A 19560-nucleotide genomic window follows, 5' to 3' on the forward strand; every position below is an offset into this window, starting at 1 on the left:
AGACCGGCGCCCCAGCGGCGCCGGTTTTGGTTTGGACAGTTAAGGCCTAGACCGACCGCAGCCGCGGCTCGCCGGAGCGGTCGAGCAGCAAGGCGGTCAGCGCCCAGACGAGCGCATCGAGCCGGTCCGGCGACCGCCCGGAGGAGAGGCCCTCGGGCCCGAAATCGCACATCTGGTCCTCGAGTGCGGGAAAAGATCCCGCATGAAGGACGCGGCCCTGCTCGTAGAGTGCTGCCACCGGCTCGGCGCGCGACCACTTGCCCCGCGTCGCCCGCACCATGCGGAGCGGCAGTCCGGCCTCGATGCCGTTCAGCACCGCCGCCACCATCTCGCCGCCCTGGTTGACCTCGGCCACCACCCGGTCGGCATCATAGCGATGGAAGGCGCGCACCACGGCGCCCGCCCAGCCGGCCGGGCTCAGCCCTTCCACCGAGCAATCGGCCAGCACCACGCCGCGTCCCGCCTCGTCGAGCCCGGCCACCACGATGCCGCAGCAGCTTTCGCTTCCCGAGGCCGCCGGCGGGTCGACCGCCACGACGATCCGGCCGAGCGGCCCGCTCTTTCGCCGGGTGGCACTGGCGATCAGGCTGCGCGCCCAGAGCGCATCCTCCCGATCGGCGATCAGCTCGCCCTCCAGCTCCTGGCGGCCGAGCCGCGATCCGCCATAGCGCGCGGTGATCGCAGTCAGAAAGCCGGGCGCGAGGTTGGCCGCGTTGTCCTGCGTGCGGATGCGCCGCACTTCAGTGCCCGGATCGGCGACGAGAGCCATGATCAGCGGGGTCGGCCGCGGCGTGGTGGTCACCAGCACCTGCGGCGCCGCCCCCAGCCGCAGGCCGAACTGCAGCATGTCGTAGGTTGCCTGCGCATGTTTCCATTTGCCGAGCTCGTCGCACCAGGCATAGTCGAATTGCGGGCCGCGCAGGCTTTCCGGATCTTCCGAGGAGAAGATCTGCGCCACCGTGCCATTCGGCCAGACGAGCCTTTTGCGGCTCGCTTCGAACTTCGGCCGCCGGCCGGGCGGCGCAATCTGGCCAATGCCGGAGACGCCGTCGATCATCACCTCCCGAGCGTCGCCCAGCGTTTCGGCGACCAGCGCGATTCTGAGCCCCGGCCTCGCCTGAGGACCGGCGGCCAGGGTCTGCACCCATTCCGCCCCCGCTCGCGTCTTGCCCGAACCGCGGCCGCCCATCATCAGGAAGACCCGCCAATCGCCTTTCGGCACCCGCTGCTCCGGCCGGCCGCAGAGCCGCCAGTCGGAGGCAAGCCGCACCAGCATCGACGCCGGCACGTGCAACCCCGCCACGGGGAAGGCCCGTTGCGATGCCTCCGCACGTGAACGATTCAAAGCAGGCTGCACCCCGGCGAACTCGGTCACCCCGTCCGCCGCACTGTCAGGAGACCGCCCCCCCGGGGCCGGCATCGGTGTCTGCTCCGGCGCCAGCCTTCGCCTTTTCCTGACAGCCAGGGTCTGCGTCCCCGCTTGCGCCAGCCCCTGCGTTACCGTTTGCGTCTCCGCCGGCGCCGGCGACGCCGTCTCCCCCTGCCCCAGAGCCTCGAGGCTTCGGGTTACCCGCTTCACCTGCGCCGCGATCACCGCCAGACTCGTCTCCGTCTTCCCGAGAACCTTCTGCGCCCTGCGTTCGATCGCCTTCGCCTTCCGACGGTCCGTCCGGCTCGGCATGGAGACCGCCGCAGAAGGAGCAGCGCCGGGCAGCGGCCGCGATGCGCTCGGCAAGGATGCGCTCGATGCCTTCGACCAGCGCTTCATATCCCGCATCGTCCGGCTCGGCGGCGGCTCCCTGCTCATCGGCAAGCGTCCTCTGCAGGCTGTCGATCTTTTCGAGCGTGCGAACGATCAGCGAGATCGCATCGATCGAGGCCTTCGCCTCGGCCTGCGCGGCCTTGCGCGCCGCCTCGCCCTCCGGCGCGCCGCCCTCATCTGTGCGCCGGGCTCGAAAGGCCTCCAGCGCCCCCTTGAGCTCGCTCACCGTGCCCGCCAGCATCTCCTCCAGCGCGCCGATCGCGCTCGCATCCCGCCGCCCCTTGCGCTCCAGCCCACCGCCCTGCTCCGCAGATCCGGCGTCCAGCGCTAAGGGCTCCGCCTCATCCTCCAGCATCGCCCACCCTCCGAGTTCGGCCGAAACGCATTCGGCCAAAATGCAATCGGGCGGAACCGCATCCCTGCCGTTCCGCCCGACCCACTTCTCCGACGATGACCAAACCCTACCAAAGGACCGTCACGCCGTCAAGGACTATTTTCCTATTTTTTGAAATCTTATTTAGCGGGATTGAGCTGCAGCTCCTGCAGGTTTCGCTTCAGCTGTTCAACTTCCTGCAAACGCTGGACGTTCAGCTCCACAGCCTTGTCGTTGTTCTTCTGCAGCCGATCGAAAATCGACGGGTCAAAGGTCGGCAGCGGATTCGGAGCGGAAGTCGGGTTCGTACCCGCCAGTTCGAGCGCGGAGATACGCTTGGAGTTGTTTTCGGCCGCAGCCACCAAGCTTCCCAAGTCCTCACGAGTCTTTGCATAGTCCTCACGAAGTTTCGCAATCTGATCCGTGAGTTTTTCTCCCACCTGCCGGGTCTCGAATTTGAAACCCTTCTCGGTCCATTCGAAGCTGGTCACGAACGGGAGACTCGACAAGGCCGCAGCGATGCCCACGATCAAGGCGTGACCCGTGGTTACTGGGAACCGGCCGAATATCAATATTACCCCGACCACGAAGACTAGCAGACCTGCTGCAAAAAAGAAGTAGACCGCAGTATCGGATGCAAGCTCAGCGAATGACATCTTCGATCCTCCATTTTTGCGGAGTATCATCGAGACATGACTAATTTGTCTAGGTCTAAATTTGACGAAGTCTGACTATCGGGTATTTGGCTCCACGGGCCAATCCACCAGATACTCCTCGAAATCCTCGACATCGACCACATCCTCGCTCACCGTCCGCCCGCGTGCCGAGATGCCGGCGGCATGCACCGTGTCGGGGTCGCCGGAGACCAGTGGGTGCCACCAGTAGAGGTCTTCGCCGTCGCGCACGAGGCGGTAGCCGCAGGTGGGGGGCAGCCAGGTGAGGCTGCGCACTTCCTCCGGGGTGAGCTGGATGCAGTCCGGCACGGTCGCCTGACGGTTCGGATAGTCGCGGCAGCGGCACGTCTCGCCGTCGAGCAGCGTGCAGCGGATCGATGTCCAGGCGATCTCGCCCGTGTCCCAATCCTCGAGCTTGTTGAGACAGCACAGGCCGCAGCCATCGCACAGGCTTTCCCATTCGCCCGCGTCCATCGTCTCCAAGGTCTTCGTCTTCCAGAAGGGCAAATCGCCCATGCTCGTCCCTGTCCCGCAACTCTACGATGATTGGATTTCGGCAACAGCTATCTCGGAATTGCCGGTTTTTTAAGGCTGATTACCGATATGGACATGGAAGCGGAAGGCGCATCATGCAAATATGTCAGCCGCGACCGAAATTGGCAGGACGGTCCGTGCCGCGCTTCGGCGTGCGGTCGTACTCGGACCCGAACCAGGATGCGGACAAGCCTTGGCAGACCAGAACGGCGATCAAAACCGTAAGCCAGAAACCTCCGGTGAGGCGCCGCTGAAGCGCCACATCCTGCTGCGCATCGATGCCTGGATCGATTCGACTGTCTGGAATACCGGCTTCCGTCTCGCCGACTGGTGGGAGGATGTCACCATCTTCTTCCGCCGGTTCCGCGTGCGCGGCTGGAAGCGCTGGCTGTTCGAGATCCTCGGCGAGGGCATGACATGGGGCACCGTCGGCGCCGTCGCCATGCTGGTTCTGGCGCTGCCCGCCTTCGAGGAAACCAAGGGAAACTGGCGCGCCCAGGGGGATTTTGCCGTTACCTTCCTCGATCGCTACGGCAATGAGATCGGCCATCGCGGCATTATTCACGAGGATTCCGTCCCCGTCGACGAACTGCCGGATACGCTGGTCAAGGCGGTGCTGGCGACGGAAGATCGGCGGTTCTTCGATCACTATGGCATCGACTTCCTCGGCCTCGCCCGCGCCATTTCCGAGAATGCCCGGGCCGGCGGCGTCGTCCAGGGCGGCTCGACGCTGACGCAGCAGCTCGCCAAGAACCTGTTCCTCTCCAACGAGCGGACGATCGAGCGCAAGATCAAGGAAGCTTTCCTGGCCGTCTGGCTGGAATGCAACCTGACGAAGAAGGAGATCCTGCGCCTGTATCTCGACCGCGCCTATATGGGCGGCGGTACCTTCGGAGCGGCCGCCGCTGCGCAGTTTTATTTCGGCAAGGCGATCACCGATATCAATCTCGCCGAAAGCGCCATGCTCGCCGGCCTCTTCAAGGCGCCGGCCCGCTATGCGCCGCATGTCAACCTGCCGGCCGCCCGCGCGCGGGCGAACGAGGTGCTGACGAACCTCGTCCAGGGCGGGCTGATGACCGAGGGCCAGGTGGTCGCCGCGCGGCTGAACCCGGCAAGTGTCGTCGATCGCGCCGAGGTCAGCGCCCCCGATTTCTTCCTCGACTGGGCCTTCGACGAGGTGCAGCGCATCGCCAAGCCCTTCGCCCAGCATTCGCTGATCGTGCGCACCACGATCGACACCGGCCTGCAGCATGCGGCCGAGGAGGCGATCGAATCGAGCCTGCGCCAATATGGCGAGAGCTACCGCGTCAAGCAGGGCGCACTTGTCATGATCGAGAATGGCGGCGCCGTGCGCGCGATGGTCGGCGGGCGGGACTATGGCGAGAGCCAGTTCAACCGCGCCACCAAGGCGCTCCGCCAGCCGGGCTCCTCCTTCAAGGCCTATACCTATGCCGCGGCCATGGAGAAGGGCCTGACACCGCAGACCGTGGTGGCGGATGCGCCGATCACCTGGAACGGCTGGTCGCCGCAAAATTACGGCCGCAAGTTCTCCGGCCGCATCACCCTGCTCGACGCCATTGCCCGGTCGATCAACAGCGTCCCCGTTCGCCTGGCGAAGGAGACCTTGGGCATCCCTCGCATCGTCGAGCTCGCCAAGGCAATGGGCGTCGAAACGCCGATCCGGAGCGACAAGACCATTCCGCTCGGCACATCGGAACTGACCGTCATGGACCAGGCGACCGGCTATGCCGTCTTCCCGGCCGGAGGGGTCGAAGCGCGCCGCCACGGGATCAGCCAGATCCTGAATTATGACGGCGATATTCTCTACGACTTCAATCGCGATGCCCCGCCGGCCAAGCGGGTCTTGAGCGAGAAGGCGACCGCCGAAATGAATTACATGCTGACCCAGATCCCGATCATCGGCACCGCCCGCAAGGCAGCGCTTGCCAATGGCGTCGTCGCGGGCGGCAAGACCGGAACCACCCAGTCCTATCGCGATGCCTGGTTCGTCGGCTTCACCGGCGATTACACCACCGCCGTCTGGTACGGGAATGACGACTATACCTCGACCAATGAGATGACCGGCGGCTCCCTGCCCGCCATAACCTTCAAGCGACTGATGGACTATGCCGAACAGGGCATTGAGCGCCGCGCGATTCCCGGCATCACCCCGCCGGAGCCGGCGAAAGCAAAGCCTGTGGAGACTGCGGCGAAGGACAGCGATCCGAATGCGCTGCCGCCGCTGGTCCGCCCGCGCATGCTCTCAGTCGATGTCACCGGGCTGTTGAAGGCGATGAGCGAGAGCTTTGCCAAAGCGAGACCGCTCGGGGCTGCGAAGACCGGCAGCGGCAAGGTCGCGCAGAACAGCGAGCCCGAGAGCAATGCCGTCAGCAATTGATCAGCATCGCCCGGTGTGCCACATCGAGCAGCCGGCCCTTCGCGGCCGCCCGGCGACGCGTCCCTTAAGCGTTCTTCGTCTCCGGCTCGCCCGCTGAAAGCCGCCGCCGCCATGTTTCGCGTCCCGATCCTCGTTGCCCTCGTTCTTGCCATCGCCTTCGGTGGCGGCATCGGCGGCACGATCATGGCCCTGCAGGCGACGATCGGCTTCGGTGCCGTCCGCCTCGGCCCCTGGACGGCCTTTCCGGATGCGCAGACGGCCGAGACCGACCCTTACGCCAAGGCGCATCGTGCCCGCGCCGGACGCCTGCTCTATGGCCGCGCCGAAGGCATGCGATTCGTTGCGGCGACGGATGGCGAGGGCAAGCTTCTGCAGGGCGGCTGCACCTATGTGATTGCCGGCCGCACCCCGCCCGCTCGCTTCTGGACGCTGTTTGCGACCGATTCGAGGGATACGCCGCTGTCCGATGCGCCGGGCCGCCCCACCGCTCTCAATGCCTGGACCGTCCTCAGGGCGAGCGACAGCAGCTTCACCATCACCGTCTCCCCTGAAGCGCAGCCGGGCAACTGGATGGCGGTTGCCCATCGCGGGCCGGTCCGGCTCGTCCTCACCCTCCTCGACGCGCCGACCGCCAATTCCTCCGGCGCCACGGAGCTCGTCATGCCGACGATCACGCGCGGGGACTGTGTCGATGGCTAAGCAGCGGATCTCTCCGTTTCGCCTTCTGCGCACCGGGCTCTTCGTTATCGGCCTGGGGCTGATCGGCGCCCTTCTCCTCCATATCGTCATCATCCTGGCACTGCCGCGCTTCACCGGCGGCGATGCCTATAGCCGCGTGCTCGGCCTTTATGAAATGGACAGTTTCTTCCCGCTCGCCGCAGAGCCGGGGCCGACGGGGCTCGCGAATGACGATCCCTATCTGCGCGTCGCCGTCTGCGGCTTCTCCGTCATGGGCGGCCCGGTGCGATTCACCGCGGCGGGCAGCGTGCCCTTCTGGTCGCTCGCCCTGTATGACGCCGACTCCAACGAAGTCTTCAGCATGAACAATGCGACCGCCGTCAACGGCCAGGTCGATGTGGTCGCGGCAACGCCGCTGCAGCTCGTCGACCTGCGCAAGAGGCCCGTGGAGACGCTGTCTCAGTCGATCATGGTGGAAATGCCGGAGGAGGAAGGCTACGCGGTTCTCCGCGCGCTCGCGCCGACGAACAGCTTCGAGGAAGCGGCGCGGAGCTTCCTGCAGGGTGCGGGCTGCGAGCCGATCGGACGATAAGTCCGCTGAGGTCAGGATGGAGACGGCATGCGGGAGGAATGCGGCGTCGGTCTCTGCCAGGCAAAGCCGACAGCAGATCCGTGCCTGCAGTCGAAGCAGGCTGTCAGTGTTTCTGGTTAGCGCCGGGTAGCGGGGACGAAGGGGGCGCGTCGGCCCGCCGGTCGTCCATCCGCTCGTAGCGGATGCCGGTAAACATCAGGATCGCCGCCTTGCGATCGGCCGGAAGCTCGCCGCTTCTTTGTCTCGATCGCGAAAGGTGATCCTTCAGCATGATCACATTCGTCATTCTCGTCTCCATCGACATGGTCGAGACGGATGAACTTGACACCCATTTCATCCTGCCCTCTTCGGGCTCGCGCCATGCTTGGATCGATCGATCGAAAATCGGCGCTCTTCTCGGTTCTCCTTTTCCCGGACGCATCCGGACCTCGTCATGGCGCTCGGTGCCGGAGGGTTCGGCCGGCTGCTGAGTGCGTCTTGCAAAAACATTTCGCCACAGGCCCGTTAACAGGGTCTTAATTTTGGACTTACGAACCTTAGCGATAGAAGACATCGTCGAAAACCTGCCGCTGATCCCGGTCATAGCTTCGCCCGGCAAGCGGCGCCGGGCGAATAATCGTCTGCGAGGACTGTGCGGAGCTGGATCGACACACTCCAGCGTGCAGGTCCGGCCGCTTTTTAGCGGCGGGCGAGAAGGCCGAGGACGAAGGAGACGCCGGCGATCGTCAGCAGCGTCGTCACCGGCTCGTCGCGGACGCGGTCGCGCAGGCGCTCGGTCAGCACCTCGGCTTCCGACTGGACGACGGCCTTGGCGCCGCTGCCGATATTGGTGACCGTTTCCGTCAGTCGTGCGATCTCGGCACGCAGATCGGCTACCTGCCGATCGAGGTCGGCCTTGGCGATCGAGGCTTCAACCTCGGACTCGGCACCGCCAATTGTCGCAAAATTCTTGTCGGCCATAGCGTGAAGCTCCTAGACGCTTTCGTGGACACCGGCTCTTTAACGCGCCGCACCTGCTTTAGTTCCCTCTTGCAAGCGGTCGACCTGCTGCTGAAGCGCTCGAAATCGTGCTCATGAACATGTTATGTCGCCCGGAGGAACGAACCGACCATCCACACGTTTCGTGCGCTGGTGAAAGACTAATCGTTGCCTGTGCCCATCCCTCGGACGCGATCCTAGAAATGACACAAAAACGACGATTGCTGATCGCCAGCCGGCCGCTCGAACCCAGTCTCCGCATCCCGCGGCAGACACCGGCCGCCGTATCAATGCGTCCTGAGATGGCCCGATAAGGCCACCAGTGTTTGAAGGGAGTGATCGACGTGAAAGCCATCCTGTCGGGCGCTGCGCTTGCCGCAGCCCTCTTCCTGCCGGTCGTCGCCGAGGCCGCGGAAGGCTATTCGACGGCCAATGTGAATATGCGTTCGGGCCCCAGCACGGCCTATCCGGCGGTCGTCGTCATTCCGGCGGGCACGTCGGTCGAGATCCATGGCTGCCTGTCGACCGCCAATTGGTGCGACGTGTCCTTCTACAGCGGCCGGGGCTGGGTCTCAGCCTCCTATCTCCAGACCGTCTATCGCACCAACCGCGTCGTGCTGGCGCCGCAATATTACCAGCCGCTCGGCATCCCGACCGTCACCTTCGAGATCGACAATTACTGGGACCGCCACTATCGCAATCGGACCTTCTACCGGGATCGCGACGTCTGGCGCCGCGACGTCTATCGTCGGGATAGCTATCGCGACGATCGCGCACCCGGCCGCTACATCCGGGAGCGCGAGGATCGCCGTGATCGCTTCGAGGATGATCGCGACCGTCTGCGCGACCAGGCCGAGCGCGACCGCCAGCGCCAGGAGGCAATCCGCGAGCGCCGCCGTGACATTCAGGCCGAAGAGCGCCAGCGGATCGACGAACTGCGCGACCGCCGCCGCGACCGCGAGGAGCGCATTGAGAACCGCCGGGAAGAGCGCATCGATAACCGACGCGAAGAGCGCCAGGATCGTCGCGAGCGCATCGAACGGCGCGAGAACACAGACGCGCTTCAGGATAGGCCGCGTCGGCGCGCGGTCTGCGGCCCGAATGACGAAAACTGCAGCAACAGCCGCTGAACCCGTCTCCATTCCCTCGGCCGGCGGGCACATCCGCCGGCCGGCAATCGATACCCATCTTGCGGCGTGACGCGGCCTCCAGACGCGTGACGCCGCCTTCTTTTTCCAAGCCCAGCGCCCGCCTCTCCCGCCCCGCTCCGCCCCTTTTTCGTCTCGTCGCGACACGACTCGACCTGACGGCTTAAGTCCCCATTAACCACGCCCTGCTACGTTGAAGTTGTGTCGCAGTCTGCGTCAGTGCGCGGTGCGAAATCGGTGTCCTGCCGGTTCTTCGTAGCCAGCTTCCTCCCCTTCCCGGGACCTTGCCGCACCGCTCCAGCCGGATTGAGCACCGATGGCCCCGGCCTGGATCAGTCTCATGTTGTGCGTTGAGAGGGATGGATCACGTGGCGGACCGTTTTCGCGAGCTGGAAAGTCCGGAGTCGGGCCGGGTCAAGGACACGGTGCTCATGGCCACGGTCACGAGTTTCGAGAGCCTTCGCCGGCCGCGGCTTTCCGATCTGCATCTCTTCGCCGAGCTCTTCGAGCCGCTTTTTCTCGCCGCCAGCGACGAGGCCCGTCGCCAGGCCGCCGCCGCCCTCTCCCGTTGCCCGAATGTGCCCGATCGCGTGGCGCGCCAGCTCGCCAGCGCCCCGATCGCCATCGCCGCGATCTTTCTGACCCGGGCCGCCGCGATCAGCGACCGCGTGCTGCTCTCTGTGATCCGTCAGTCGAGCCCTGCCCACGCCGCCGCCATTGCGCGCCGGGAGGATCTCTCGGTCGCGGTGGTGGATGCGCTGGTCGAGCGTCGCCAGACGGGCGCACAGCTGGAACCCGGTCCGGCCCGTGAGTCCCGTCCGCTTCCCTCCCGCCTTCCCGAAACGCCGCCCGAGATCGCCGCTGCTCCCGCTGCCAGGCGGAAGACGACCGCACCGGAGGCGATGCCCCGGCTCGACGCGGCCGCTGCATCGGCGAGGATAGATCACGGACGTTCCGCCATCGACCGCGACGAGGCGCTGCGCCGCGAACTCAAGGCGCTTGTCCGGGCGCCGGGCGCACCCCGCTCGCCGCAGGCGATGCCCGAAAGCGTTGCGCCCACCACCGCCGCCGTTCTCGTTCGCTTCGCCCGGCTGGGCGAGGTCAATATGCTGGTCAACGCGCTCGCCGCCGCGCTTGGCTGCCCCCCCTCGCTCAGCGAGCGGCTGGTGCTTGATTCCTCCGGCCAGCAGCTGGCACTCGCGCTGGCCGCCCTGCAGGTTCCGCCGCGGGACGCGACCGTCATCCTCTCCGCGCTCTATCCCGCCCTTGCCGCCCAGCAGATGGCCGCAGCGCGCTGCGCCGCCCTGCTCGCCGCCATCGATCCGCAGGATGCACGCGCCCGTCTCATGGAGTGGATCGCCGCGGAGATGCGCGTTGCGCCTGTTCATCGCCCCTTCGAAGGCCCGGTTCGGCCGAGCGACCCGCGCCGGCCTGCAGAGCGCCAGCATGGCGACGTCCTCCAGCCCCGCCGTCTGGTGCAACGCAAGCTGCGCTGAGGCGATCTGCCACGCCGGTCTGGGAGCAATCAGCGACGGAAGACGTCGTCCGAGCCTTGATGCGGTAGTTCCGGCGAAACAAGTGCGAAGAGGTCGCCCCGCTCGGCAATGTCGAGTTCGAGGATCCAGCAATCCGGGTCGAAGCGCAGTTCGCGGTCGAGCACCGCGTCCACCGCGCCCGGCTCGGCCTCGGAGAGCCTGAGCTCGAACAACCGGTCCGGACGCGGCCCCTCGTCGAGAAGGCTCTGTGGCGCAGGTGCATAGAGGGTTTCGCCGCCGAGACGTCCGCGCTGGCGGATGAAGATGGCCCCCGCCTCCTCTGCCCCCTTATGCAGCACCGCCGCAAAGCCACCTTGCGCGAAGACGCGGCGAAGAAGCGCTGAGACGAAAATATCGGTGCGCAGGCGCATGGTGAAACTCCGGATCTCGCCGAGCGCGAAGGCCGTCCGGCAGGGTTTCTGCTGCAAGGGATGCAGCCGCTGCAGGCTCTAGCCCGCGCGCGCGCCTCGGTAAAGACACGGCCTTCCACCAAGACCCTGCTCTCAGAGCGCGCCGATCTCTTTCATCTTCTTCAGAACGGCCGGGTTCGGCTCGCCGGTTTCCGGCAGGCGGTAATGCTTTTCGAAATGGCGGATAGCGGCGCGGGTCTGTTCGCCGGCCATGCCATCGACGCGCACTTCCGTATAGGCGAGGTTCTTCAAGCCGCGCTGGATCGCCATGACAGTCGCATCGGAGGCCGGGACGTCCGCCTTGGGAACAGCAAGAGAAGCGCCGTCGGCCGCGCGGATCGCTGCAGCCACCGGGTCGAGCTCGCCACGGCTCGGCTTCGGCACGCTCGGGCGCTCGGCCGGAGTCACGGCGGCCATCTGCCGCTGCGGTGCCGCCTGGGCAAGGGCAACGCGCAGTGCCGGTGTCGGAGCTCCGGTCTCCGGCAGGCCTGAGGCGCGTTCATAGGCGCGGATGGCGGCACTGGTCTTTGGACCCGGCCGGCCGTCGGCCGGACCATCGTAGAAGCCGCGGGCGATCAGCGAAATCTGCACCGCGCGGACGAGATCCTCCTCGTCGAGCGGTGATTCCTGCGGCATCGTCGGGGCCGCCAGCCGCGCCGGCGGCAGGGCGGCGGGAGCGCGGGACGCCGGCTGTAGGCTGGCAGTCTGCTCGCCGGTCGCGGCCGGCGCAGCGGGTTCGTCCAGCCCATCGGCGGCGATCACCGACTCGATCGACGTCTCCGGCGCCTTCGCCACATCCGCCTCGCGCTCGATGACGAAGGTCGTCACCTTGCCGGTCTGCGGCTCCTTGGTCGAGGGGTTCAGGCTTGCGGGGTTGGGGTGGGTGAAGGGCAGCCGCGTGCGCATCAGCGGCGACGGATGAGCGCCCGGCTGGTACCAGAGCGCATTGGCAGCCACGAAGCCGAAGATGATCGCAAAGGCTGCCGATCCGCCGAACACAGCCGGATTGCGCGCCGCCAGCCCGAAGAGCGCAGCGCAGGCGCGCAGCAGCATCGAGCGCCGTGTGCGCAGCACGCCTTGCTTCTTGCCGGACGCCGCGCGAGACGTCTTTTTGGCCGCGCCTGCTTTGCGGGCTGGTTCAGGCGGTTTTCGCGTGCGTGGCGCCAAGCGCGAGCCCTCCCTCTTCGCTCTCGCCGCTGATCATCCCCGCCTTCAGCGTCAGCCGCGGCGGGAACTCGGTCAGCACCGTCGCTTCCTCGTTGGCCGGGCAGACGATGCCGGAACCGTCCATTGGCAGGGTGATGGTGATCACCGTGCCCTCGCCTTCGCGGCTGGCAATGTCGAACAGGCCGCCATGCAGGCCGACGAGGCCCTTGACCAGCGAAAGCCCGAGGCCTGTGCCCTCATAGCGGCGGGTATAGGCGTTCTGGACCTGCATGAAGGGCTCGCCGAGCATGGCCAGCTTGTCGGCCGGAATGCCGATGCCGGTATCGGCGACGACAAGGCGCAGGCTGGTCCCCACCTGATCGGCATCGATGGTGACCACGCCGCCGGCTTCGGTGAACTTCAGCGCATTGCCGACGAGATTGATCAGAACCTGTTGCACGGCACGGCGATCGGCATGGATCTCGCCGAGGCCGCGCGAGGCGCGGGCGATGAGCGTGATGCCGCGCTTTTCCGCCTGCAGTGCCAGCATCTGCTCGCAGGTCTTGACCGCTTCGGCGATCGGGAAGGGCTCGGCCATCAGCTCGTAACGGCCGGCGTCGATCTTGCTCATATCGAGCATCGTGTTGACGACCGAAAGCAGATGCGCGCCAGACTGGTTGATCAGCGCCACATATTCCCGCTGGCGGTCATTCTCGAGCTTGCCGAAATATTCGCCGGACAGGATGTCGGAAAAGCCGAGGATGGCGTTGAGCGGCGTGCGCAGCTCATGGCTGACGGCAGCGAGGAAGCGCGTCTTCGCCTCGTTGGCGCGCTCGGCCTCGCCGGTCTTGCGCGCCGCTTCCGCCCGCAACGCCACTTCCGCGGAAATGTCGCGCGACTGGACGAGGATGCCGAGCAGGAGATCACCCTCCCACTGGCCGGCGAGCTCGCAGCGCAAGTGCAGGAACTGCGCCGTCTCGGGAGTAAGACTGCCGCGCTCCATGCGCAGATCGACCGTCGCGGCGGGCGCGCCCTGCCGGATCTGGTCGAGCGCGCTCAAGAAAGCGATCCGGTCGAGAACATGAATCTGTTCGACGAAGCCGCGCCCCATCGGGTCGCGCATCATAAGGCGCAGGGCTTCGCGGTCGCGACCATGGACCGCCGTGACCAGGCCACGAGGATCATGCAGCGTGACGAGACCGGCAAAGCAATCGTAAACGGGTGCCTGGCGGGGGAGTGCGGGCGGCATATCAGCCGGTTCGCGCTGCATGGTCCCGCGCAGGCCGACAAGACCGCCCGCCAGCGTCAGCGCGCCGGCAAGACCGGCGCCGACCGGCAGGGCCAGCGAGGCAGGAAGAATGGCGGACAGCGCCAAAGGGGCGACCGGAAAGGCAATGAGGGCGATGGCGCCGGCAAGGCGGGCGAAGGAGGAACCCGGCTGCGCGAGCGACCCTGTCGTCGCCTCGCCAACCAGGCCTGGCGCTCCGCAAGAGGCGATCTGCCCGGCTGCGCCGTCTGGGGCCTTTCGCGCGCTCATGGCAAACCTGTTCCGCAATACGCTCACGCCTGACCCTGCATTTTTCATTCTTCCAGCCGCATCCTGCTGCCGGTGCTTATGAGGGGTCGGAAAGCGTGTCCACCACCCTGTCCGGCCCGCTCCGACTGTCGCACCGGCGGCTTAACGAAGCTCTAAATCGAGGCTTCCGGCAGGGGGTCGAGTGCCCCGAAATGGTCAATCCGTGCCATTTCGACGAAGCATCGGCCGACGTGGTTAACGAGGCGTAAGCATCGGAAATGTGGTTGTTTTTTGGTTGACGTTAAGGAGTGTGTCGGGCGTTGCCCGGCATGAATCCCGCCATTCCGGGCCCTGGCGCGCGCGGCTTTGCCACGAGCCTTAACGGGCAATGCTCAAATGCAACTCAAATGGGAGTCAAAAGCCGGCATTCGGCATTTGAGCGAAATTCGTGGAAAACTCGGCGGGATCTTTAAGGGCCGTGTTTTCGCCCTCTCTCTAGTGTCCATAGGGCGAGCAATGATCCGCGTTCCTCACCTTGAAGCTGAGCCGGGCATTCGACGGGAGCAGTGCATTATGTGGTTTCTGATCAAGGGAACGTTCTGGTTTGCAGTCGTGCTGCTGGTGCTGCCCTTCTTCGTCGGCGAGGAGGCGCCGGAATCGGAGGCCACCGCGGCGAAGGTTGACGTCGCCGATACGGTGACCGCTGCAACCGAAGCGCTCGGCTATCTGAGCGGCCTGTGTTCGGAAAAGCCGGATGTCTGCGTCAAGGGCGCCGAGACCTTCACGGCACTTGGCCACCGTGCCCGGGAAGGCGCGCGCATCGCCTACGAGCTGCTCGACGCCCAGTTCGGTTCGAAGGGCGATCCGGTGATGACCGGAACGATCGCCGAGCCGAAGCCCACGACGACCGAGCGCCAGGATCCTGAGGCCGACGCCGCCTTGGCCACGGTTGGAGCGTCCGATCACGGCGCCGAAGCCGCCGAGGCTCTGCCGCTCCGCCGCATTCCCGTTCCGGAATGGCGCCTGGATCCCGCAGCCGGACGCCACTGAGGGGGTCGGCTCTCGGAAGACAGGCGCGAAAGCCTGTCGTCTCTCGAGCCGATCTGCGCTATAGAGCGCGCATGACCGATACCGCGACCTTCACGCCCCCGCCCCTCTCCGAAATCCTCGAGAACTGCGCCTATCTCGACGACTGGCAGGACCGCATGAGCTATGTGATCGAGCTCGGCAAAAGCCTGCCGGAATTGCCGGAGGAGAAGCGCACCCCGGAGACCAAGGTGCGCGGCTGCGCCAGCCAGGTCTGGCTCGTCACCCATGCCGGAGAGGGTGCCGATCCCGTTTTGACCTTCGAGGGTGAATCCGACGCCCATATCGTGCGCGGGCTGGTGGCGATCGTGCTCTCGATCTTTTCCGGCAAGCGGGCATCAGAGATCGCGGCCACCGATGCGCTCGACCTGTTCGGCCAGATGGGCCTCATCGAGTTCCTGACCGCCCAGCGCGCCAACGGCCTGCGCTCCATGGTCAAGCGGATTCAGGACGACGCGGTGTCCCGGCTCCGCTGAGGCGCGGGCAGCCAGTCCATTCCTAATCCTGCGTTCCTGGCCTTTACCCGCGCGGACCGATCGGCCGCCCGCCCTCGGCCGCCCAGGCATGGGTGCTTCGCCGCGCGCGCGGGGCCGGTTCGTAGTGGCGCGCGAGTGCCATCAGTGCTGCGCGCAGCAAGAGCTTGGCGGAACGGGCCGGCCATTGCCGCTCGCGCTCGACCGTTTCCAGCCCCTTTTCAAAGCAGCAAATATCGAGCGCGACGCTGCTCAGTTCCGGCCCCAGCGCCAGGACCGCCGCGGTCACGCGGTCACGTGCGGAGAGCGCGCTGTCGCTCAGCGCCTGGGCTTGTGCACCGGCGGTCGGCGTTTCAAGCCGCGTGGCATAGGCCATGATCAGCCGCGGCTGCATCTGTCCGCGCGTGAAATCGCGATGCAGCCGCTCGCCGGCGGAAAGAGCCGCCTCGCTGAGGAAGGGCGCACCCGACTTCTCCTTCAGCCGTGCGAGGCCGGCCAGCGGCGACTCGCCGAGATTGACCCGCACCATGCGCACCTCACCGCCCTCGACAAGCGGTCGCTCGGCCATTGCCCGGTGCTGCGCGGCAAAGCCGCCTGGGTCATCGGGGTCTGAGGATGGGCTTGCGGCGGGCACGCGACTGCTTCCTTTCAGCGCGCTTCCCCTCACCCCGCCGCCCAGTTGGCCTGCCGAGCCTTCTGCGCCGCCGCCTTCGCCGCGGGCAAGCGGGTGGGAAAGCCCTTTTGCCGCCAGGTGCCGGCGCAGCGCGGCGCGGCCAGGGCTGGTAAGAGCGACCTCTTCCCCCTCTTCGATGACAAGCCCGCGCGAAACAGCCTCGGTGAGGAGCGACGATGCGATCATCCGTGCTGTCCCGTCGGCGCGTTCGAGGCGGATCCCGGCACCTGTCTCGGACCGCTGGCTGCGGGCGGGACCCGCCGCGAGATGGCGCAGCAGGGCGGCAAGGGTCGTCCCGGCCCCGCCCTCACGCATCCTCGCCTCCAGCGCCCGCACCGAACACCGCGGAAACGACCCGCTCGACCGCCGAGACGAAATCGTCGAAGGCGGGATCGTCGCGCCGGTCTTCAACCACGTTGCAGGCATGGCCGGCCGTGGTGCGATCACGACCGAACGCGGCGCCGATCTCCGTCAGTGACAGCTGCAGGACGACGTGGCAGAGATACATGGCGATCTGCCGGATATGGGTGGAGGCGCGCCGACGGTCACGCCGATGGGTCAGCCGGTCCTCGACGAGCATCACCATCTCGGTCGTGATCTGCCGCACGATACGGCAACGGATCCGGACCGGCAGGCTGCTCAACGGGTATGCGCCTGGAAGCCTCTGCTGGTCTGCGGCAGGCTCCGCCGCGGCGGGGAGGACCCCCTGCCCCGCGAGGCGGCTGAGCAAGGGGGCCGATCCGGGGGACGCGGCGCGGGGAATGGCGGCGAAAGCGCGGGAGAGGGACATGAACAACTCCTTCCAGATTAGGAATTAATTCATATATCCTAGTCAGGAACCGGGGAAGTTGACTACCGCCAATCTACAATTTTGTGTTGAGAACAGCCGCTACACCCGCGATGGCCTTGTTTGAAATAGGCTTTTTTTCCTCATCCAGCGAGGCTTTCGAGACCTTGTTGCTGGAGGAGCAGCCGCGCTCAAGGCGCGGCCATAATCACCGCATCGTTCGAGAGCACGGAGGACCCCTTCCGGCCGAGGGTCCTCTGCGTTTCTGATTGATCGTCCACACTTCCAGCGTTCGGAGGAGAATCGAAAAAAAGCCGGGCGGAAGGGTCCGTCCCGGCTTACGTTCAAGTCTCGCGGTGACAAGAGGCAGGCTCGATCTTCTGAGCCCGGCGCCTCTCCTGAGCGCTGCCTTCTTCCTTACTTGGCGCCGGCGGTCGAGCGGCGCTTGCGGCGTTGGCCGAGGCCCATTTCCTTGGCGAGACGCGAGCGTGCCTCGGCATAGGCCGGCGCCACCATCGGATAGTCCGACGGCAGATCCCACTTCTCGCGATATTCCTCCGGAGTCGCCGAATGATGCGTCATCAAGTGGCGCTTGAGCGACTTGAAGCCGCCGCCGCATTCCAGGCATGTGATCTGATCATCCTGCACCGACTTGCGGACCGAGACGGCCGGCTTCGGCTTCTCAACGGCCACCGGAACCGGAGCCGGATTGCCGGTGCCGCTCAGCGCGGTATGGACGTCCCCGATCAGGGTTCCCAGTTCCGAAACCGGGACGACATGGTTGCTGACATAGGCCGCGACGATTTCAGCGGTCAGTTCCACCAGCAATTCATTTGCCCCTTCGGACGGTGCATCACTCATTCTATGGTTCTCCTTCGGACCAGTACAATTCAACAACGCCGCGCAGTTGCGCGGCGGAAGGTGCGGAAGCGCCATGGAACCGCCTGCCAGAGACAGGCAAGCAACGACCCTCATCCTCAAGGGAAGAAGAAGCCGAACGGTAGCAGACAACCTCATTCACACGCGAAAGATGTCTCACCTGTCTCTTATGGACAATGTCAGTTCATCGCCGTCACGTCATGTCGCAATCGAGGCTGCCGCCAATAGTATTCTCCAGACGGACACTTTGCCGATACTGATCTAACACTCCAGAAGAGAACCACCAAATAAATTTTTCACTCTTTGGCGTTCCTTCAACTTAATCTCTGACGATCCATGTCCGCCGATGTCTCAGCGATATCGCACAGACGCAACTATCCGTTACATCGACAAGCCATGCGGACCAATCCTGCCCTTCAGGTTGAAATTCAAGCACATTTAGGCCTCATTTCGAAAGGAGAGGCTTTCGAAGAGCGAATCAAGAAAAAGATTGCCTCGACGACAGCGAGTCCGCGCGATGTAAGATTAAAGTTTCTCAAATGTCGATGATCTGAAGGTTGCCAACTCTTGGGTTCGGCAGAGCGATGCCTATATGATGGAGCGAGTATCGGAACCCGGATCCGGATCTGTGAAGAGGAGATCATGATGAGCGAACAATCACTGAAGACCGGGACTACAGAGCCGAAGGTTCAGAAAAGCGATGCGGAATGGCGTGCACAGCTTACGCCTGAGCAATATCGCATCACCCGTCAGCACGGCACCGAGCGCGCCTTCTCCAGTCCCGACTTCGAACTGGGCAAGCCCGGCATCTATCACTGCGTCTGCTGCGGCAATGCGCTTTATGATGCACGGACCAAGTTCAATTCCGGGACGGGCTGGCCGAGTTTCACCGCGCCGATCGGCGAGGATGCGGTCACCGAACATGTCGATCGGTCCTATGGCATGACCCGCACGGAGATCCGCTGCGCCGACTGCGACGCCCATCTCGGTCACGTCTTCCCGGACGGTCCGCCGCCGACCGGCCTTCGCTACTGCATGAATGGCGTCGCCCTGACCTTCGACCCGGCCTGATCCCGATTCGATGTCGTGACGACAGGAGAGCCCGGCGCAGCCTGCTGCCGCCGGGTTTTTCTTTGGGCGAATGTTTCAGGCCGATTGGCCGAGGACGGAGAGTACGGCGGAGAAATGGATGGCCGCGGCGGTCACGACGAAGCCGTGCCAGATCGCATTTTGAAAGCGCAGTCGCTCCCAGACATGGAAGATCACCCCGGCCGAATAGACGATCCCGCCGATCAGGATCAGGAGCAGCGTCCCCTCCGGCAGGCGCGTTACCAGGGGCTCGGCGGCCAGCACGCCGCTCCAGCCCATGGCGAGGTAGAGCAGGATCGCCAGGCGATCGAACCGGCCGGGAAAGGCGCATTTGATGAAGACGCCGAAGGCGGCGATGCCCCAGAGCGCCAGAAGCATTGAGAAGAGGAAGGGATCGCTCCAGCCGTTCTGCAGGAAAGGCGTATAGGTGCCGGCGATCAGGATGAAGATCGAAGAATGATCGAAGCGCCGGAGCACGGCCTTGGTGCGGGAAATCGGCCAGAGATTATAGGCGAAGGAAATGCCGAGCGTGGCGATCAGCCCGGCGCCATAGATCGCCGCCGCGGCGATCTGCCCGGCATTGTTATGCGTGCTCGCCAGCACGAGCAGCACCGAGACGCCGATGATGGCGGCGAGAAGCCCGACCCCATGCACGATCCCGTCGGCGATGAGTTCCGAGCGGTCATAGTCCCATTTGACGCCTTCGATCTGCAACATTCGCTCCTGATGGTCACCGCGTCCGAGGCCCGCGCCACCGCACGCAAGGATGATGGGCAGGCGTCAAGGCGAAGATATGGCAGGCAAGCCGCTCACTCTGCCGCCGCGCCCC

The 19560-nt window shown here is 65.4% G+C and carries 21 protein-coding genes; 8 read left to right on the forward strand and 13 right to left on the reverse strand.

Translation table 11 applies throughout. The features are described from left to right. Window positions 1-46: 46 nt before the first annotated feature. From ACLE20_RS00365 to ACLE20_RS00380, 4 genes are all read right to left on the reverse strand, one after another. A complete protein-coding gene (locus ACLE20_RS00365; protein ID WP_410939097.1) occupies window positions 47-1276 on the reverse strand; it encodes a DNA-packaging protein in 1230 nt (409 codons plus the stop codon). Window positions 1277-1391: 115 nt separating this feature from the next. Continuing rightward, window positions 1392-2117 carry a hypothetical protein gene (locus tag ACLE20_RS00370; RefSeq protein WP_410938273.1) on the reverse strand — a complete coding sequence of 242 codons (726 nt, stop codon included), beginning with the start codon at window positions 2115-2117 and terminating at the stop codon, window positions 1392-1394. Between the two features lie 158 nt (window positions 2118-2275). Then, window positions 2276-2791, reverse strand: coding sequence for a hypothetical protein (locus tag ACLE20_RS00375; RefSeq protein ID WP_410938274.1), 516 nt, complete (start codon window positions 2789-2791; stop codon window positions 2276-2278). A 75-nt stretch (window positions 2792-2866) separates the two neighbouring features. Next, window positions 2867-3325 (reverse strand): YcgN family cysteine cluster protein, encoded by a 459-nt coding sequence (locus ACLE20_RS00380; RefSeq protein WP_410938275.1) that lies wholly within the window; start codon window positions 3323-3325, stop codon window positions 2867-2869. Between the two features lie 211 nt (window positions 3326-3536). Between ACLE20_RS00380 and ACLE20_RS00385 the strand changes: the two genes are divergently transcribed. The 3 genes from ACLE20_RS00385 to ACLE20_RS00395 all read left to right on the forward strand — a co-directional run bounded on the left by ACLE20_RS00385 (window position 3537) and on the right by ACLE20_RS00395 (window position 7011). Continuing rightward, window positions 3537-5741 carry a transglycosylase domain-containing protein gene (locus ACLE20_RS00385; protein WP_410938276.1) on the forward strand — a complete coding sequence of 735 codons (2205 nt, stop codon included), beginning with the start codon at window positions 3537-3539 and terminating at the stop codon, window positions 5739-5741. Between the two features lie 111 nt (window positions 5742-5852). Next, window positions 5853-6440, forward strand: coding sequence for a DUF1214 domain-containing protein (locus ACLE20_RS00390; RefSeq protein WP_410938277.1), 588 nt, complete (start codon window positions 5853-5855; stop codon window positions 6438-6440). Then, window positions 6433-7011, forward strand: a complete 579-nt coding sequence (locus ACLE20_RS00395) for a DUF1254 domain-containing protein (protein WP_410938278.1) — start codon at window positions 6433-6435, stop codon at window positions 7009-7011. The genes ACLE20_RS00390 and ACLE20_RS00395 overlap by 8 nt, the downstream gene beginning before the upstream one ends. A gap of 103 nt (window positions 7012-7114) precedes the next feature. Here the strand turns inward: ACLE20_RS00395 and ACLE20_RS00400 are convergent, their stop codons facing one another. Both ACLE20_RS00400 and ACLE20_RS00405 read right to left on the reverse strand, forming a co-directional pair. Continuing rightward, window positions 7115-7594, reverse strand: coding sequence for a hypothetical protein (locus tag ACLE20_RS00400; RefSeq protein ID WP_410938279.1), 480 nt, complete (start codon window positions 7592-7594; stop codon window positions 7115-7117). Window positions 7595-7689: 95 nt separating this feature from the next. Next, on the reverse strand, window positions 7690-7971 hold the full coding sequence (locus ACLE20_RS00405) for a hypothetical protein (protein WP_410938280.1): 282 nt from the start codon (window positions 7969-7971) through the stop codon (window positions 7690-7692). 362 nt (window positions 7972-8333) lie between these two features. Between ACLE20_RS00405 and ACLE20_RS00410 the strand changes: the two genes are divergently transcribed. Further along, window positions 8334-9119: an SH3 domain-containing protein gene (locus tag ACLE20_RS00410; RefSeq protein WP_410938281.1), complete on the forward strand. Its 786-nt coding sequence runs from the start codon at window positions 8334-8336 to the stop codon at window positions 9117-9119. A gap of 386 nt (window positions 9120-9505) precedes the next feature. Next, a complete protein-coding gene (locus ACLE20_RS00415; protein ID WP_410938282.1) occupies window positions 9506-10633 on the forward strand; it encodes a DUF2336 domain-containing protein in 1128 nt (375 codons plus the stop codon). A 29-nt stretch (window positions 10634-10662) separates the two neighbouring features. On the opposite strand, the gene ACLE20_RS00420 is transcribed toward ACLE20_RS00415, so the two are convergent. The 3 genes from ACLE20_RS00420 to ACLE20_RS00430 form a co-directional block, all read right to left on the reverse strand. Further along, window positions 10663-11043 carry a DUF1491 family protein gene (locus tag ACLE20_RS00420; protein ID WP_410939098.1) on the reverse strand — a complete coding sequence of 127 codons (381 nt, stop codon included), beginning with the start codon at window positions 11041-11043 and terminating at the stop codon, window positions 10663-10665. A gap of 132 nt (window positions 11044-11175) precedes the next feature. Further along, on the reverse strand, window positions 11176-12156 hold the full coding sequence (locus ACLE20_RS00425) for a peptidoglycan-binding protein (protein ID WP_410938283.1): 981 nt from the start codon (window positions 12154-12156) through the stop codon (window positions 11176-11178). Between the two features lie 64 nt (window positions 12157-12220). Beyond that, a complete protein-coding gene (locus ACLE20_RS00430; protein WP_410938284.1) occupies window positions 12221-13765 on the reverse strand; it encodes a sensor histidine kinase in 1545 nt (514 codons plus the stop codon). A 552-nt stretch (window positions 13766-14317) separates the two neighbouring features. On the opposite strand from ACLE20_RS00430, the gene ACLE20_RS00435 reads away from it, so the two are divergent. Beyond that, a complete protein-coding gene (locus ACLE20_RS00435) occupies window positions 14318-14794 on the forward strand; it encodes a DUF5330 domain-containing protein (protein ID WP_410938285.1) in 477 nt (158 codons plus the stop codon). Between the two features lie 71 nt (window positions 14795-14865). Continuing rightward, on the forward strand, window positions 14866-15306 hold the full coding sequence (locus tag ACLE20_RS00440) for a SufE family protein (protein ID WP_410938286.1): 441 nt from the start codon (window positions 14866-14868) through the stop codon (window positions 15304-15306). Window positions 15307-15349: 43 nt separating this feature from the next. Here the strand turns inward: ACLE20_RS00440 and ACLE20_RS00445 are convergent, their stop codons facing one another. The 3 genes from ACLE20_RS00445 to ACLE20_RS00455 form a co-directional block, all read right to left on the reverse strand. Next, window positions 15350-16291: a DUF6456 domain-containing protein gene (locus ACLE20_RS00445; RefSeq protein WP_410938287.1), complete on the reverse strand. Its 942-nt coding sequence runs from the start codon at window positions 16289-16291 to the stop codon at window positions 15350-15352. Further along, window positions 16284-16766, reverse strand: coding sequence for a helix-turn-helix domain-containing protein (locus ACLE20_RS00450; protein ID WP_410938288.1), 483 nt, complete (start codon window positions 16764-16766; stop codon window positions 16284-16286). Before ACLE20_RS00450 ends, ACLE20_RS00445 begins: the two co-directional genes overlap by 8 nt. A gap of 414 nt (window positions 16767-17180) precedes the next feature. Continuing rightward, complete coding sequence (locus ACLE20_RS00455; protein ID WP_410938289.1) at window positions 17181-17624, reverse strand: MucR family transcriptional regulator; 444 nt, start codon at window positions 17622-17624, stop codon at window positions 17181-17183. A gap of 663 nt (window positions 17625-18287) precedes the next feature. On the opposite strand from ACLE20_RS00455, the gene msrB reads away from it, so the two are divergent. Next, window positions 18288-18713 carry a peptide-methionine (R)-S-oxide reductase MsrB gene (gene msrB / locus ACLE20_RS00460; RefSeq protein ID WP_410938290.1) on the forward strand — a complete coding sequence of 142 codons (426 nt, stop codon included), beginning with the start codon at window positions 18288-18290 and terminating at the stop codon, window positions 18711-18713. A 75-nt stretch (window positions 18714-18788) separates the two neighbouring features. On the opposite strand, the gene trhA is transcribed toward msrB, so the two are convergent. Then, complete coding sequence (gene trhA / locus ACLE20_RS00465; protein WP_410939099.1) at window positions 18789-19445, reverse strand: PAQR family membrane homeostasis protein TrhA; 657 nt, start codon at window positions 19443-19445, stop codon at window positions 18789-18791. Between the last annotated feature and the right edge of the window lie 115 nt (window positions 19446-19560).

The organism is Rhizobium sp. YIM 134829 (genome assembly GCF_046546455.1).